This is a genomic window from Oceanobacillus piezotolerans, from assembly GCF_003665065.1.
Classification (GTDB): domain Bacteria; phylum Bacillota; class Bacilli; order Bacillales; family Amphibacillaceae; genus Oceanobacillus; species Oceanobacillus piezotolerans.
This window is the reverse complement of sequence record NZ_RCHR01000001.1, coordinates 338,820-355,258: the sequence shown is the minus strand read 5'-3', so window position 1 is coordinate 355,258 and position 16,439 is coordinate 338,820. Positions and strand designations below refer to the sequence as shown.

The 16,439-nt window shown below is 35.5% G+C and carries 20 protein-coding genes; 4 read left to right on the top strand and 16 right to left on the bottom strand.

Going from position 1 to position 16,439, the window contains the following annotated elements:
* Positions 1 to 145: 145 nt before the first annotated feature.
* Positions 146 to 412, top strand: a complete 267-nt coding sequence (gene rpsT, locus D8M04_RS01740; RefSeq protein ID WP_121520806.1) for a 30S ribosomal protein S20 — start codon at positions 146 to 148, stop codon at positions 410 to 412.
* A 265-nt stretch (positions 413 to 677) separates the two neighbouring features.
* Here rpsT and holA read toward each other — a convergent pair whose 3' ends face one another.
* Positions 678 to 1,700 carry a DNA polymerase III subunit delta gene (gene holA, locus D8M04_RS01735; RefSeq protein ID WP_121520804.1) on the bottom strand — a complete coding sequence of 341 codons (1,023 nt, stop codon included), beginning with the start codon at positions 1,698 to 1,700 and terminating at the stop codon, positions 678 to 680.
* 403 nt (positions 1,701 to 2,103) lie between these two features.
* Between holA and D8M04_RS01730 the strand changes: the two genes are divergently transcribed.
* Complete coding sequence (locus D8M04_RS01730) at positions 2,104 to 2,238, top strand: YqzM family protein (protein ID WP_121520802.1); 135 nt, start codon at positions 2,104 to 2,106, stop codon at positions 2,236 to 2,238.
* 96 nt (positions 2,239 to 2,334) lie between these two features.
* Here D8M04_RS01730 and D8M04_RS01725 read toward each other — a convergent pair whose 3' ends face one another.
* From D8M04_RS01725 to D8M04_RS01675, 11 genes are all read right to left on the bottom strand, one after another.
* Complete coding sequence (locus tag D8M04_RS01725; RefSeq protein ID WP_121520800.1) at positions 2,335 to 4,617, bottom strand: DNA internalization-related competence protein ComEC/Rec2; 2,283 nt, start codon at positions 4,615 to 4,617, stop codon at positions 2,335 to 2,337.
* Between the two features lie 13 nt (positions 4,618 to 4,630).
* Entirely contained in the window at positions 4,631 to 5,194 is a 564-nt protein-coding gene (locus tag D8M04_RS01720; protein ID WP_121520798.1) for a ComE operon protein 2, read from the bottom strand.
* A gap of 111 nt (positions 5,195 to 5,305) precedes the next feature.
* Entirely contained in the window at positions 5,306 to 5,809 is a 504-nt protein-coding gene (locus D8M04_RS01715; protein ID WP_246001089.1) for a helix-hairpin-helix domain-containing protein, read from the bottom strand.
* Between the two features lie 207 nt (positions 5,810 to 6,016).
* Entirely contained in the window at positions 6,017 to 6,763 is a 747-nt protein-coding gene (locus tag D8M04_RS01710) for a class I SAM-dependent DNA methyltransferase (RefSeq protein ID WP_121520796.1), read from the bottom strand.
* 4 nt (positions 6,764 to 6,767) lie between these two features.
* Positions 6,768 to 7,124 (bottom strand): ribosome silencing factor, encoded by a 357-nt coding sequence (gene rsfS, locus D8M04_RS01705; protein ID WP_121520794.1) that lies wholly within the window; start codon positions 7,122 to 7,124, stop codon positions 6,768 to 6,770.
* Positions 7,125 to 7,700 carry a bis(5'-nucleosyl)-tetraphosphatase (symmetrical) YqeK gene (yqeK, locus tag D8M04_RS01700; RefSeq protein ID WP_121520791.1) on the bottom strand — a complete coding sequence of 192 codons (576 nt, stop codon included), beginning with the start codon at positions 7,698 to 7,700 and terminating at the stop codon, positions 7,125 to 7,127.
* Entirely contained in the window at positions 7,690 to 8,256 is a 567-nt protein-coding gene (locus D8M04_RS01695) for a nicotinate-nucleotide adenylyltransferase (protein WP_121520788.1), read from the bottom strand. Before D8M04_RS01695 ends, yqeK begins: the two co-directional genes overlap by 11 nt.
* A 12-nt stretch (positions 8,257 to 8,268) precedes the next feature.
* Positions 8,269 to 8,559 carry a ribosome assembly RNA-binding protein YhbY gene (gene yhbY / locus D8M04_RS01690; RefSeq protein ID WP_121520786.1) on the bottom strand — a complete coding sequence of 97 codons (291 nt, stop codon included), beginning with the start codon at positions 8,557 to 8,559 and terminating at the stop codon, positions 8,269 to 8,271.
* A 1-nt stretch (position 8,560) separates the two neighbouring features.
* Positions 8,561 to 9,406, bottom strand: coding sequence for a shikimate dehydrogenase (gene aroE, locus D8M04_RS01685; protein WP_121520784.1), 846 nt, complete (start codon positions 9,404 to 9,406; stop codon positions 8,561 to 8,563).
* A 23-nt stretch (positions 9,407 to 9,429) separates the two neighbouring features.
* The gene (gene yqeH, locus D8M04_RS01680) at positions 9,430 to 10,530 is read right to left on the bottom strand and encodes a ribosome biogenesis GTPase YqeH (protein WP_121520782.1); all 1,101 of its coding nucleotides are present in this window, start codon (positions 10,528 to 10,530) and stop codon (positions 9,430 to 9,432) included.
* 2 nt (positions 10,531 to 10,532) lie between these two features.
* Complete coding sequence (locus D8M04_RS01675; RefSeq protein WP_121520780.1) at positions 10,533 to 11,048, bottom strand: YqeG family HAD IIIA-type phosphatase; 516 nt, start codon at positions 11,046 to 11,048, stop codon at positions 10,533 to 10,535.
* A gap of 656 nt (positions 11,049 to 11,704) precedes the next feature.
* On the opposite strand from D8M04_RS01675, the gene D8M04_RS01670 reads away from it, so the two are divergent.
* Complete coding sequence (locus D8M04_RS01670; protein WP_121520778.1) at positions 11,705 to 11,854, top strand: sporulation histidine kinase inhibitor Sda; 150 nt, start codon at positions 11,705 to 11,707, stop codon at positions 11,852 to 11,854.
* Positions 11,855 to 12,713: 859 nt separating this feature from the next.
* Positions 12,714 to 13,418 carry an RNA polymerase sporulation sigma factor SigK gene (gene sigK / locus D8M04_RS01665; protein ID WP_121520776.1) on the top strand — a complete coding sequence of 235 codons (705 nt, stop codon included), beginning with the start codon at positions 12,714 to 12,716 and terminating at the stop codon, positions 13,416 to 13,418.
* Between the two features lie 216 nt (positions 13,419 to 13,634).
* Here sigK and mtnN read toward each other — a convergent pair whose 3' ends face one another.
* The 4 genes from mtnN to udk form a co-directional block, all read right to left on the bottom strand.
* Complete coding sequence (gene mtnN, locus D8M04_RS01660) at positions 13,635 to 14,327, bottom strand: 5'-methylthioadenosine/S-adenosylhomocysteine nucleosidase (RefSeq protein ID WP_121520774.1); 693 nt, start codon at positions 14,325 to 14,327, stop codon at positions 13,635 to 13,637.
* Positions 14,328 to 14,361: 34 nt separating this feature from the next.
* The gene (locus D8M04_RS01655; RefSeq protein ID WP_121520772.1) at positions 14,362 to 15,027 is read right to left on the bottom strand and encodes a YrrS family protein; all 666 of its coding nucleotides are present in this window, start codon (positions 15,025 to 15,027) and stop codon (positions 14,362 to 14,364) included.
* Between the two features lie 161 nt (positions 15,028 to 15,188).
* Positions 15,189 to 15,665, bottom strand: coding sequence for a transcription elongation factor GreA (gene greA, locus D8M04_RS01650; protein WP_121520770.1), 477 nt, complete (start codon positions 15,663 to 15,665; stop codon positions 15,189 to 15,191).
* A 125-nt stretch (positions 15,666 to 15,790) separates the two neighbouring features.
* A complete protein-coding gene (gene udk, locus D8M04_RS01645; RefSeq protein WP_187695391.1) occupies positions 15,791 to 16,429 on the bottom strand; it encodes a uridine kinase in 639 nt (212 codons plus the stop codon).
* Between the last annotated feature and the right edge of the window lie 10 nt (positions 16,430 to 16,439).

Here is a 16,439-nt window from a genome sequence, read left to right as displayed (position 1 = left end):
AAATAACATTTCTATTGAAAAGAGTGAAATCCTTTGGTAAAATATCATTTGTTATCTTTCTTTAGAATGGATATCAATGAATAGATCTAATTTGACCAATGTTCAATTTGAAATCTAATCATATCCTGTTTAGGAGGTGAAAAGAATGGCAAATAACCCATCAGCAATCAAGCGTATTGGTATTAATAATAAAAAGCGTGTAGCAAATCAATCACAAAAATCTGAGATGCGTACAGCTATCAAAAACGTTGAAGCTTTAGTTGAGGCAAATGATGCGGAAAACGCAAAGGCTGCATTAAAAGATACAATGAAGTATATTGATAAAGCAGTTCAAAAAGGTATTATCCATAAAAACAATGGAGATCGCCAAAAAACTCGTCTAACTAATAAAGTAAATGGTTTAGGTGCATAATTATTGGAACAAAGGCGCAAGCGCCCGTTTAGCAACGTACAAACTGGAGCGCTCCGCAATGAGATAAAGGAAACACGACGACCGTAGGGAGTCGATGTTGACTTATCGTAGTGGAGGAGTGTGAAGTTTGCTAGTTGCTGGGCGCTGGAGCCGGACTTGGCTTTTCTTAATGATAAGAAATATCCACAGTTCGTTCATTTTATAATTTGCTAGACTGTAAAAAAACGATCCCCTTAAGGATCGTTTTTTTTACTAATTGACAAGTTCACGCTGCTTTATAAATGATATTATATATCAATAGCTCAAACGCAATCTCTTTTTCCATTCTCCCCTGTTTCATAATCGCATCTGTATTTGCTAATTGGTTGATAATTTGCTGTAATTTTTGGATAGTAAATTGCCTTTCCCTTCCCAATGCAATTTTAATTACATAGGGATGCACGTTTAATTGTTTTTGCATTTGAAACTGCGAGTAACCTTTTTGTTTAAGTAATTTAACTCTTAGTATAGTTCGAAATTGAAAAGCTAATAGACCGATCAGAGCGATGGGATCTTCTTTAAGGATTTGTAAATCTTTAAAAATCGAGATTGCTCGTTTTAAATCATTCTCTATCACAGCATCCACTAACCGTAATGAGGAACTATTTATGTTATGTGCAATGATATTCTCCGCTATTTCTCTTGTAATATGTCCCTCTTCTCCAGCATACAATGCCAGCTTCTCTAACTCCACTTCTAATAACTGAAGGTTAGTAGAGAATTCAGCCTCCAACAGGTCATATACCTCTTTATCAAGTGTAATGTGAAGCCCATTAATAATTGTTTCAATCCATGCCCGTATTTCTCTCTCTTTAATTGGTTCACAATTTACCATCGATGTATATTTCTTTAATGATTTGCTTATTTTCTTCCGTTCGTCCAGCTTTTCAAAGGGAGCTATTATAACAAAAACTGTATAATCAACCGGGTTTGTTAAATAAAATTCTAATGCAGACAAATCGTGCTCAAATGGTAATTTTTCTGATTTAGATTTTAAAAAAACTGGATTATTTGCTATGACTAGCTTTCTTTCACCAAAAAAAGGATAAGTTTCAACGTCTTGGATTACTTCTTGAATAGGGACTTCATCTAAACTATACACAGATATATTATCTTCATTGTTATTTACAACTTGCTTCATCATTTCCTTCTTAATATTCTCTATAAAAAAGTTCTCAGTACCATAAATAAAATAGATCGGGGAAATACTATTCTTCTTTAACTTCTTTAATGTTTCTATGTAGGACATTCATATTCACTCCATTGTTCCTTTAATAGCAGACATACTGGCTGTACTTCCTACCTCACAAAAATAGTGGTGTAAATGAGGGACGAGCAGGAAGTAATAGCCAGTTTGTTTATCCATCTATATTATATGGTAAATGATAAAGGCAGTAATAGTAAAGGGGGAATCCTCGCTGATCTTTATAAGAGCAAATCTCCCCCTAAATCTATATAAACGTTTGTCTGCTTGCCCTAGAAACAAGCTGGCAAACGATATTTGAGTATAGCTTATGTCTTCTTCACAAAAGTATAGTTGTTAAGTCTTTCTAATTCTGGTTAAACAGCTTTATTTTGTGACAATTTTCTTTCTTAAGTAGATTTTTGCATTTATTTCCTATATACTTATTCATGAAACAGGAGGGGTAAAAATGAACGAATTTGAACAAAATCCACAATCAAAAAATAATGATGTTGTAGATTCTATCAATGGGTTTGTTTTTTCTTTTATTTTCTTTGTACTTATTTTTGCAATTGGTGTTGTAATTAGTGTAGTTACTCGTTAATGTATGGAATACGCCAAAGAAAGGAGACTGAAATGAAAGCGCAGTCTCTTTTTTTCTTTGTGTCATGTAGAGGTTCAATGTTCATCCGATGATATTCTATGGCAAATGACTGTAAAATGTTCCTGCTTTTCCTTTAAATTTATACTGTACTGCTCCGTGAATATCCGTTCTAAAGATAGGTATCCTTGCATTGTTTAAAGTTTCAATAACTTGAGGGGACGGGTGACCATACATGTTATTCTCACCAACAGAAATAAGGGCAACTTCCGGAGCAATCTCACCTATAAGTTCAGGATTGGTACTTGTTTTGCTGCCATGATGGGAAACTTTTAATACTTCAACTTCCAGATTAGGGTATTGTTCTGCAATGGCTAGTTCACTTTCACCTTCTACATCTCCTGTAAACAACCAATTTAAACCGCCAATTTCTGTATAAAGAACCAAGGAATTGCTATTGGAGGAACCATATTTTTTTGCAGGCGCTAACACAGAGATCGTTTGTTCTCCGATATGAATTTTACTCCCCTTCCCCACTTTCCTTACTATCACTTTATTCTTTTTAAAAGATAAAAGTTCTTCACTCGTCATCTTATAATACGGACTAATAAATACACTATCAACTTTTACATCCTCTATAATGTATGGCACACTGCCAACATGATCCGTGTCCTCATGTGTTAAAAATAAAGCATCAATCTTTCTTATTCCGCGCTCCTGTAAATATGGTTTGATAACTTGTTTATAGACAGAACTTGATGCTTCTCCATTCTCAAACGACATTCTGGAACCTGCATCAACCATAATAACTCCCTTTCGAAAGGGTAATTCAATAACAAATGCATCACCCTGGCCAATATCAAGCATCGTTACCGTTCCGGCAGGTGAAAAATAAGGTCGAAGTAGAAATATGATAAGTAAAGCAGTAAGCATGCAACCTGCGAGAAATGCCTTTTTTAACCTAGCTTGTTCTAGGTTTGCCATTAAAACTAATAAAATTACATAATAAATAATCGACCATTCTAAAGTGAAAGAACCACTAACCCAAGGATAATTTGCGACAGAATCAACCCAGTTAATAAAGGAGATGACAATCTCATTTAGGTTTATAAATAACCGATCAAGCTGAGAGAGGAAAACATCGGATAATAATATAGTAATGGGAAGTAAAACGTACATAAATGGGATAACAAGAAGGGAGAAATAAGGAATAATAATCAGGTTTAAAATAATAGATAACGGTTGAAAATAAGAAAAATAAGAGAATTGTAATGGAATAATAATCATTTGTGCAATAAAGCAAATTTTTAATGCCTGCATAATCGAGTTGTCTGTTTGGGCTACCCACTTTTTAGACAAGATTATACTTGCTGTAACAATAAAAGATAATTGAAAACCAACATGAAAGACATTAGAAGGTTCCACAAACATAAAAAGGATAAATACGATGGATATAATATCCATTGGGCTAACTACATGATTCGCCTTTTGAATCGAAATCACTAACACAACCATAATGCTTGCGCGCCATACAGAAGGTTCCCCTCCTGCCAAGATTGCATAAACTGGCAAAAGAAAGATAATAAGCCACCCGGCCTTTTCTTTAGTAAGGATGTTTAACTTTACTAGGAGAAAATAAAGAAAAGCTAGGAATAGCGCAATATGAGTACCTGAAATTGCTATGATATGAGAAAGTCCCCATCGTTGGAACAGTTCTACTGTATCCTCATCCAGTTTCGAATCTTCTCCTAAAACTAATGAATTGAGCCATGACGCTGTATAAGGGCTAAGTTTGTTCTCAACCACTTCTATCATATCCAAACGTAATTTATAAAACCGATTCATAAAACTAGTCCCATGGCATTCAATATTATTTAGATCAGTTAATATTAATTGGTGTGTGATACCTTTTTTAAGAAGAAAATCACGGTAATCAAATTGACCAGGGTTTCTACTTTCCTTAGGTCGCTCTAGTTCTCCTATAATCTTACACTTCGATCCATATTTAGCATCAACAGAATCCGAGCTCAATTCGGTTTTAGGAAAATATAAAATTTGGTATCTTTCTTTACTGTTGTAGATTTCAACAGTAAATTCAAGTTTTTGTTCGGTGATGGTAGGAGGAGTGACAACTTTTCCATAGATGACACTTTCCTCTGGTGTGGATAACTCGTTCGAAATTGCCGGATTAAGAGGGGGAGATAGAGCAAAGATAAAGTGGAGCGCTAAGGAAACAAATAGGATTCGTTTCCTTAATCGCTTTAGATAGAGCAAAGAAAATAACCATATGATGAAAGCTATACTAAAGAGATATTGTTTGAAATACACAGATAGCACCGCTGCAATGATGGAGAAGGCGGCAATATACCAATACCCTTTCACACCACACTCTCCTTTATTTAGAGAATAATCTTTCTGCTTCTTCCTTCCATGTTTCTACATCGTTACGATTATTCGCTGTTTTTTCTAATTCGTCTAATAGGCCGTTTACGAATGCATTCTTTTCTTTATAGTTTGTATCTACAGCAAGATAATCTAAGGTTACTTTAACCGTCTTCACTCCCGCTTCTTCAAATAGCTGAATAGCGTACTCATGATTACGATAGTCCTCTGCATAATATACTGTCTTGATACCAGCTTGTATGATTTGCTTACAGCATTGGAGGCATGGATAATGTGTAACATAGATATCCGCAAGATCGGTTGCTACTCCAAACTTTGCGCATTGGAGTAAAGCATTCGCCTCAGCGTGCACTGTTCTTACACAATGGCCATCAATGACGTAACAACCATCATCAACACAATGGACACTACCAGAAACACTACCATTATAACCCCCTGCAATAATTCTCTTATCCCTTACTATTGTTGCACCGACCATAAGTCTTGTACATGTACTCCGCAAAGCTAGTAACTGGCTTTGCGCCATAAAGTATTGGTCCCAAGAAATTCTTTCCATTATACTCATTCCCTTCGTATGCTCCTTTTAGTGTACATGTCCCAACGAAAGCTCGTCAATATCAATAAATAGGGTGAAGTAAAGCTAGAACACTATTGGCGGATTCTCTTTTTAAGGGACTTGAATTTCTTCTTTAATATTTTCAACTGTTTTTTCACCAATCCCAGTAATTTCTAGTAAGTCATCAGCTGTTTGAAAAAAACCATGTTCTTCTCTATGTTCAATAATTGCAGCAGCCTTGGATGGTCCAATTCCGCTTAGCTTTTCTACTTCTTCCTGTGTTGCATAATTTATTCGGATCTTATCTGTACCTGTACTAGAAGCTCCTTCCATGATTTGTTGAGTTCCTTCTCCTTTTTCAGGAATGAATATGACCATTTCATCTTGGACTCTTTGCGCCAAATTAACTTGAGTTTCATCTGCTTTTGCTGTGAAGCCCCCAGCCTTGCTTATAACATCATTAACTCTAGCATTCGAATTTACCTGGTAAACACCTTTATTTACTACCTCTCCTTTCACATCGACTAATACCGTGTCTTCATTTATAGGAGAATTTTCACTTTGCAGCTCATCTTGCGGGATATCTGACGGAAAATCCACTTCTTGCTCTGTCATTATGCTTTGCTCCTCTTTTGTCAAGACAAAAAACATAATGACAATAATACCAATGAGAACATAGAGTGAGTACCGTTTTAGAAGATTGATCAAGGGGAGAACACATCCTTTTTAGTTTTTAACGGAATGGAAAAAATGGGGTCACATCGTATATTCGACATAAGCAAACATTTTCCTGCATATGAAAAAGAGTAAGGAATAGTAGCATTATCCCTTACTCTTTTCTGCAAAAAAGAATATTCGTTTATTATCTTCACTTAAATTATTCTGTTTTAAGGAAAAATCTGCGAACACTTTAATATTTTGAAAACCTGTATCCTGTAATAATTTCTTATAAAAAGGAATAGGATAAGTTCGTTGGTGATGATATTCATCAAAGCGATTATACTTTCCATCATCTAATGCAAAGAACGTTAAATCATGGTACATCTCGCCTTGTGCCTCGCCTTCTGTGCAGTACCAAATATAGGCTGCATCTTCTAATACGTCAGCAAAAGTTTGGTTTACATAATGACTCTCTACATGGGAAAGCGCGTGGATATCAAAAATAAAAATACCTTCACTTGTTAACATTTCATAAGTCTTATTAAATACCTCTCTAATATCTTGCTCTTCCGTAATATAATTAATAACGTCGCAATAGCTAACAGCTACATCTATTCCATTTATACCCGAAAGCTCTCTTAAATCTTGGTGAAGCCATTGAATAGGTACATTCTCATTGCGCGCTTTATGCTCAGCATAGGTAAGCATATCAGAAGAATTATCTATTCCTACGACTTCAAATCCGGCTTTTTTTAAGCGAAGGCTTATCTCTCCTGTCCCACACCCTAAATCTGCAATATATCTAACGTTCCGATTACCTAAGAGCTGCAATGTAAATTCTACCCATTCATCATAGGGGGCGTCACTCATTAATTTATCGTACAAATATGCCATTTGTTGATATGCCATTGTTTTATCCTTCTAAACCTATTTGCAGCGATACCCGGTCAGCATCTCCCCACAAGCGCTCTAAATTATAATAGCTACGTTCATCTTTATGGAATACATGACAAACCACATCACCAACATCGACTAATACCCATCTAGCTTGTTCGAAGCCTTCTATCCTTTTCACCTCTACCTCATTCTCTTCTACTCTTTCCTTAATCGCTCTTGCAATAGACTGGACTTGTCGTTCATTGTTTCCATGACAAATTAAGAAATAGTCAGCAATCAGAGAAACCTCTTTCATATCTAGTGCAATAATTTCTTCAGCTCTTTTATCATCACAAGCCTCTGCAATTACTTGTAGCAGTTCTTTGTTTTCCATCTATTTATTCCCTCCATCTAAACGTTTCGTTAAATCATTGTATGCATAAAATGTATCAGGATATATCGTTGCATTTTTACTCATTAAATATTGTATTGTATTCCTGGAAGCCATTCTGCAAGCTTGGATTAAGTCTTTCTCCGCCCATTCCCTTACTTCTTCCACTCCTGGAAAACTCCTACCTGGCTCTATATAATCAGCTAAGAAAATAATCATTTCTAATTTAGTCATATTAGCTCGACCAGTTGTATGATAATAAATAGCTTGCTTAATATCTAAGTCATTTATTCCATGTTCTCGCTCTATTAATAAAGATGCAACCGGTCCATGCCATAATTCATGGTGATACAATAATAAATCTTTCGGTAAAATACTATTTTTAATCCATCTTTCCATTTCAGGTAAAGGCAGATATTTGCAGTAGTCATGGAAAACTGCTGCAAGATTCGCCTTTTCTTTAGATGCATTATATTTTTCCGCAAGGTCTACTGCTGTATCAGCTACACGTAATGTATGTTCAAATCTTTTTTTCGTTAAGTGAGGCTCCACTATTTCTATTGCCTGGTTAATTTTCATATAAGCCCATCTCCCTAATATAACGATAGACCTCATCTAAGACAATATATTTAACTGGTTGATTTGATCTTAGTCGTTTCCTTAACATAGATGAAGATATATCAATGGATGGAATATCAACCTCAATTACTGGATATTTCGTTTCCAATTTATAGCCTTCCCGTTTTACTCCAACAAATTGGATTAACTGAACAAGTTCATCAATGCGTTCCCAATGGGGTAAATACTCTACCATGTCAGCGCCAATTATAAAATAGAACTGATAGTCTGGATAATCTTCTCCCAAAGCCGTAATGGTATCTATCGTATATGATTTTCCTTCTCTTTCAATTTCAATTGTGTTGATCTTAAAGTATGGATTATTGGCAATTGCAATTTCCAGCATGTTAATTCGATGACTAGCATCTGTTTTTGCATTATCTTTATGCGGAGGAGTATATGTAGGTATGAACCAGATTTCTGTTAAATCCAGTTTCACACGTACTTCTTCTGCAATTAATAAATGACCAAGATGAGGGGGATCGAATGTCCCTCCCAGTATTCCGATTCGCTTCATCTCTTTTCCCTCTTATGGTAATTGCAATTGTTTATTTTCTTTTGATTCCTTGTATAGTACAATACTGTTCCCAATAATTTGGGCAATTTCAGCATTTGTACCTTCTGCTATTTGTTCAGCTACTGAATCCTTATCTTCCATACAATTTTGGAGCACACTTACCTTTAATAATTCTCGCTTTTCCAGCGCATCCTTTATTTGGTTAATCATATTATCATTTACACCGTCTTTTCCAACTTGAAAAATTGGCTTTAAATGATGTGCTTCTGATCTTAAAAATCGCTTCTGTTTACCTGTTAACATATTATCTTCCTTCCAAAATTTGTTGTAATTTTTCATCCATCGTATCTGCTTTTACTTTTTTTCCTGTCCATATTTCGAAGGCAAGCTGCGCCTGATATAAAAGCATGGTATGCCCAAAATGAATTCTGCCTCCATAATTCTCACCAAGCTTGAGGAACTTCGTTTTAATAGGCTGATAAACAATATCACTGATAATACTACCTGCTCTAATATTTTCTAAATTAATAATGGACTGTTCCGAGTTTGGATTCATTCCTACAGAAGTTGTTTGAATTATCATATCGTAAGAATGAATATGCTTTTCTACTTCTTCTAAGGTCATAATGTTAGAGTGAATTGGTTTTGCTGTACTGTTTCTGATGGACAGAGCTTTATCCATTGTGCGATTTGCAAAATCGATATACCTAAAACCATTATCAATCAATCCGTGAAAGATACCTCTTGCAGCTCCACCAGCACCTAATAACAAGATACGTTGCTCCTTATTTAGAAGGGAATCGGAAAACTTACTTTCAAGTGAACGAACATATCCCATTCCATCCGTGTTATACCCAACCCATTTTCCTTTCTCGTAGGCAACTGTATTAACTGCACCTACTTTTTCTACGGACTCATCTATTTTATCCAAGAAGGGAATTATTTTTTGCTTATAAGGAACAGTTACATTAAATCCATCTACCTGTTGCTCTTTCAATTTCAATATTTCTTCTTTAAAATTTCCCTCTAAAGGAATTTCATTTATTTGATATGATCCCTGTAAATTAGCTTTTCTCAAAAATTCCTCATGTATCCATGGTGAAAGTGAATGCTTGATTGGATAACCAATCAGTGCAAAACGGTAACCCATTTACTCTCCCTCTTCCCCATTAATTATATTAAAGATTTCCTAATAGAAACGGATACTCCCTTAGGGCTATGAGCACTTACAGTAGCCCCTTTCTCATTTAAAGTTATCCATCCTAATCCAGGAAATACGATATCTGTTTTCTCAGTAGAAATCTTATACGTACTTTCCGTCATCTTAGGCAACGTCTCTAATGTTTGTTTATCTGGTGGAGATAATAATTCCCCCTGCTGATTCTCAAATAAAGCATCAGCCTTTTCTAATTTAGTTCGATGAATAGGTAATTCATTTGAAAAATAGCATACAAACGATTGTCTTTCTCCTTTAATAAAATCGAGGCGTGCAAGACCTCCAATAAAAAGGGTTTGTCCACTATTTAATTGGTAAATTCTTGGTTTAATCTCTTTCTTGGGTGTAATCATTTTTAAATCATGATCAGAAACATAGTGTGCATACTGCTGCTTATTTACGATACCAGGCGTGTCAATTAAAGCACTATTGTCATCTAGTGGTATCTCAATAAAGCCAAGAGTGGTACCAGGGAAATAAGAAGTTGTAATAACGTCCTTTAACCCTGTTGACTGCTTAATGAGACGATTAATGAAGGTTGACTTCCCTACATTGGTTGTACCTACAATGTAGACATCCTTTTGCTTTCTATACCTTTCTAGTTCCGTTGTTAAATCCTCTATTCCATAACCTTTGACGGAGGATATTAAGAAAACATCCAATACTTTAATACCGGCTTCCTTTGCCTCCGAGCGCAACCAATGTATTAATTTACGCTGATTAGTCGATTTAGGCAACAAATCTAGCTTATTTCCAACAAGAATAATTGGGTTATCTCCTGTAATTCGCTGCAAGCTTTTAATTAAACTTCCATTTACATCAAAAATATCGATAAGGTGAACAACTAATCCATCCGCATTACGAATGGAACTTACCATCTTTAAGAAGTCATCATCTGTAATGGACACATCTTGGATTTCATTGTAATGCTTTAAACGAAAACATCTTTGACATAATATTGTTTCTTTCTCTAATGATGATGGTGGTGCATAACCAGTTTGGTCGGGATCTGTTGTTTGAATCTGAGAACCGCAACCTTGGCAAATTATTTTCTCCAAGCTTATTCCTCCCAATTGATTTTTCCCTTTTTACGCATATAATTCAAAATCATACGTTCTATTTTCCGATTTATTCTTGTTATTTTCCCATCTGTTTGGGTAATTGGAACAACAAGAATAGTTTGGAGGCCAGCAGCATTCCCTCCAAGTACATCAGTCAGTATTTGATCACCTATCACAACAATCTCTTCTTTTTTTAGGTTCATCTGCTTTTGTGCTTTTAAAAAAGCTCTCCTTAACGGTTTTCTCGCACTAAAAACGAAAGGAGTACCTAGGGGTTCAGAAAAAAACGTAACCCGCTCTTCGTTATTATTTGAAATAATAGTGACTTGTATATCATTTTCTTTCATTAATTTAAACCATGCAATTACCTCAGGTGTGGCATCCCTCATATCCCAGGCGACCAACGTATTATCCAAATCCGTTATAATCCCCTTTATCCCTTGTTCTTTCAATTTTTGCGGATGTATTTCAAAAATACTTTTTACATGTTCATTTGGTAAAAATTTATTTAACAACTAACTACACCTCTTATTCCAAATAAGTAAAACTCAACAATGGCACTACCCATTATGACATAAAATGGACAAACCGACAGGCTCTTGAAAATAGCTAACGATTCCCTCACTTCATTGCTACTCTAAGAACCTTTCTCTTTTTAGAGCCCTTAAGCCAGTTACCCAACGATAAATAACCAGTACCTTAGAGTATACACTAATCCTACAATAACTTTCGATAGACGGAAAGGTCAACAAATATCATCTTTAGATAAAGTGAAACTTCACTCAGTGGTGGGTTTCTTTGTTGTATTCTGCACGAATCCTTCTTTTTAGGGGCTAACAGTTTGGGATAAAATTAAACTTGATATTCCGAGTTAAATGGCTATTATATGATAAGAACCGATAGATTTATGCATTCCAACGATTATTGACTGAAAATTCGTTCGACAAATATCTTCACTTTTCGAATTGTGGATAACTTTCTGGGCGTTTTCAACAGCATTTAGACACTGGAGAACAAGGAAACCCAGAAAATTGCTCACAAGTTATCTACAATTGGATGTAGATAACTTGTTTCTTGTCCTCTCATGAGAAAAATGGTAAATTATTAATAACCTTTTAAATCTATCCCAATCTATACCAAGAAACACTATTTCATTAGGAGGGCTGTATGGATGGAACATTTGTCGGATGAACTACTAATAGAATCCTATTATACAGCAACTGAACTAAATTTAAGCCCTGATTTTATTACATTAATAGAAGAGGAAATCCATAAGAGAAGCCTATCACACAAAATAAAGTATAAAAAGAAGTCAGGTTAAAAGCAAAAATTATCCTTTACAGTATCAAGAAACCCCCTTCAATCAAACTAGAGGGGGTTTTTTATTTTTCTTACTTAGTGTCTCCTAATGTTACACTTGGACTCCATCATTTTTAATACATCATCTGTTTGACTCGACTCTTCCCCTAATTTGAAATTCCTTTCTGCCAACTCAATCTTGTTTCCCCTCCATTACTCAGTGTTCTATTATCCGGCAAACACCCATCTAGTCCATAAAAATCTTATAACCATCATTGGATGTTTTGTTCTGCCATTAGTTTTTACACATAGTGAAAAACAAATTTATTAGATAAGGGTACTCACTTTATCGCAGGTTACCCTGATACAAGGGTGGAATGGAAGAAAACCCCCATTTAGTAAAGTTTCACTTTATTTATCTTTCTTTCCATGGACAGACACGAAAAGAATACTATCCTCATAAAGATGTTATATAAGCAAAATACCCATTTATATTAATAAACGAAGAGTGAATTCTCTTTCCATTTGGGTTATCGCTTAAGTCCTGCACTGCAACAGCATTGCGTATGATGAATATATCTGGCGATTGGCACAATTACACAAAGACTTCTTAATGTATTAGGAAAACAGGAAGTGTAGTTTTACTATACACCGAATGTATTTACTGACCTAATTTACACTTTCTTCACCCAATATCCAGGGTGAAGAAAGTGCTAGTACCGGCAATGCAACGATTGGTATTCGGCAGGTTTAGATATCACAGGACTACGTCTAAATACTTCTTTGCTTTTGTTTACAGGTACAGAGCCAGGACACCCAACTTCTTGTCAGAAAGCCAATTTCATCGAGAAATAAACATCTTCCTAGGAGGTGCATGTGGTTTGTCTGGAATTCTTACCGTTCTTGCTCTATTTGTTAAAGAAGCCCTCTTTTTCGTCTCATATGTTAAAAATCATGCCTTTCCTCAACCTTTATCACCTGAAGAAGAAAGAAAGTTTATCAAAGAAATGCAAGATGGCAGTGAATATGCTCGAAATAAGTTAATTGAGCATAATTTAAGACTTGTTGCACATATTGTGAAGAAATTTGAAAACACAGGAGAAGACATGGAAGATTTAATCTCGATCGGTACAATTGGACTCATTAAAGGGGTAGAGAGTTTTTCTCTAGACAAAGGTACAAAGCTTGCAACATATGCTGCGCGCTGTATTGAAAACGAAATACTTATGCATTTACGTGCACTGAAGAAAGTGAAAAAAGATGTTTCCTTACATGATCCCATTGGTCAGGATAAGGAAGGAAATGAAATAAGCCTGATTGATATCTTAGAAGCTGAAAACGAAAACATTATTGAATATATCCAGCTAAACATGGAAATTGAAAAGATGCAGGAATATTTTACTATTCTAGATAACCGGGAACGAGAAGTAATTGTTTACCGTTATGGCTTGAACAATTCAAAAGAGATGACACAACGTGAAATTGCTAAAAAGCTAAATATTTCACGCAGTTATGTAAGCCGTATTGAAAAAAGAGCATTGATGAAGGTATTCCATGAATATTATCGTAAAGAGAGAGATGGATAGGGATATAATTAAGCAGGCAGATTTTTGCTGGCAAAGCTAGCTAGATTCAAATTCGAGCGAACTGAACACTTGGAGTTGGTTACTAGGACTCTACCCATCTATTTTGCTAAATAGGGGAATAACTGCGCTCAAAACGATTCTAGGGACATATATATACAGGTACATGCGCAAAAAGCGCTAATGATAAAAATCATTAGCGCTTCATATCATCTCGTCCTATTCCATGTCTTTTATCATAGACATGATTAACTCTGCAGCATTCTTAGCTGCTACATCCAGAAATTGATCAAATGTGACAGAAGATTTCTTACCAGCTATATCAGATAAAGCTCGTATAATTACAAATGGAGTTTTATATTGGTTACATACTTGTGCCACCGCTGCAGCTTCCATTTCACTTGCTATCATTTCTGGAAATTTCCCCCTTACGAATTCTACTCTCTCTGGGTCTTCCATAAATGAATCTCCTGTTGCGATAATTCCTTTTTCAAATCGGACATGCAAATTATTCACTGCCTGAATGGCCATATTTACCAGGGTTTTATCTGCTTCGAACATTGCTGGCAAGCCTGGAACTTGACCATAAGCATAGTCAAATGCTGTTACATCAACATCATGATGAACCACTTCACTCGAGATTACTAAGTCTCCTACTTCTAAAGTTTCGGAAAATCCACCCGCTGAGCCTGTATTTATAATATGAGTAGGTGAATATTGTTCATGTAAAATCGTGGTAGCCATTGCTGCATTCACTTTCCCAATTCCTGATTTTAACAAGACAACTTCTTTTCCGTGCAGCTTACCTTGCACAAACATGCATCCAGCAACAGTTTGTTCTGCTTTATCTTCCATATTCTCCAGAAGCAAGCGAATTTCTTCATCCATGGCCCCAATAATACCTATAGTCACTATCCTATTTCCTCCGATCATCTATAAATAAAACTTATTGATATTTTTTCCAGTCATTCTCTATGAGGACTTCAACCTTTGTTGGCTGCCAGCCTTCATTATCCCTCCATGATAAATAGACACGATAAATTTCTGATTGGGCTTCATCACTTACAGTTGCAATCACTTTCTGATTGCCTCCATTGCCAATCCACCATTCGTGATAATCATTTTCACTTAAACCAGTAGCCATTAAAATTGCCTCTTTCATTTCTAACCGGTCTTGTGATCCGTTGTTATAATCAACTGTGTGTGGACCTTCCTGCTGCGTTCCAACCGGTTCCCAATCTGCTGTATAGGCTTCAGAGACATTATCATCAGATGGTTCGACTTGCTCTATGTCTTGACCGTTTTCTTCATTGTTTTCCTCAGAAGAGTCTGTTTCATTTTGAGTATCATCTTCCAATAATTGATCTTCTTCTTGCTGACTCGTTTCCTCTTCTTTAATTGTTACTTCTTCACTATCGTTTGAAGTGTTATTTTCTGTTGACTCTTGGGGAGATTCATCAACTGTTTCATTATTACCTCCACCAAAAACAAATACACTAATCAATGAGATAACTAGAATAACACTTACTACAATTAAAATAGAAGTAGACTTGGTATTTTTTCTTCGTTTCTCATATTTGTCTTTACGTGTTCGATTTTCAATGTCGCGCATGTGTCTTCCCCCTAACATTATTTTTATAATACCACAACTTACATAAAAATCTTAATATAATCTAGTCAAATGAATGAAATAGTGATTACCACTTTATGACAAATGAAAAGAGAAAGCGAAGTTAATCGCTTTCTCTTTTCATATCTTACTAAAATGGTTAATTAGCTGATTTTAAGGATTTTTACTTGGATATCTCCACCAGGAGTAGAAACTGTCACCTCAGAACCCACTTCTTGGCCAAGCAGACTTTTCGCCATTGGAGAATCGTTAGAGATTTTCCCTTCAAATGGGTCTGCTTCTGCACTACCCACAATCGTATATGTCTCTTCTTCTCCGTTAGGAAGTTCTACAAAGGTTACTGATTTTCCTAAAGCAACCGTATCTGCATTTGCATCATCATTCTCGATAATTACCGCATTACGAATCATCTTCTCTAATTGAGTAATACGTTGTTCAACAAAAGCTTGTTCATCTTTAGCTGCATCGTACTCAGAGTTCTCAGAAAGGTCTCCAAAATCACGAGCAATTTTAATTCGTTCAACGACCTCTTGTCTACGGTCTGTTTTAAGATATTCGAGTTCTTTTTCTAACTTCTCTTTCCCCTCTTGCGTCATGTAATAACTTTTCTCTACAGCCATTCAAAAACACTCCTTTTTACACTATACAAATCAAATGAGCTTACATAGAAGCTCATAATACAGATTATTTCTAAGTATACTATTCAATACTATGGCAGAATTTAAATAAATAATCAACACTTTTATCAATTATTTTCACTATTTTTTGCTAGTATGCTTTCAATTTTAGATGCCATAATATCAATCGCAACGTAATTTTTTCCACCTTCTGGAATGATAATATCTGCGTACCGCTTTGTCGGTTCAATAAATTGAAGATGAGACGGTCTGACAGCATTCAAATATTGTTCGATTACGGAATCGAGCGATCTTCCTCGTTCCTTAATGTCGCGTAATAATCGCCTAATTATTCGAATATCTGCATCGGTGTCCACAAAAACTTTTATATCCATTAAATCCACTAATCTTGGGTCTTCCAAGACAAGGATACCTTCTACAATAATTACATCCTTAGGTTCAACGCGAATCACTTCTGTGGATCGTGTATGAATTTTATAATCATAAACAGGCTTATTAATCTCCTTACCATCTAATAATTGATGCAAATGTTCAATTAATAAATCATTATCAAAAGCTAACGGATGATCATAATTGGTGTTAAGCCTTTCTTCAAACGGAAGGTGGCTTTGATCTTTATAATAATAATCTTGTTCAATAACAAGGATGGTTTTATCTGAGAAACGTTTGCAAATGGACCTTGTCACAGAAGTTTTGCCGCTTCCACTACCACCTGCAACTCCAATCACGACTGGTTTATCTTTCACTTTGTTAAGA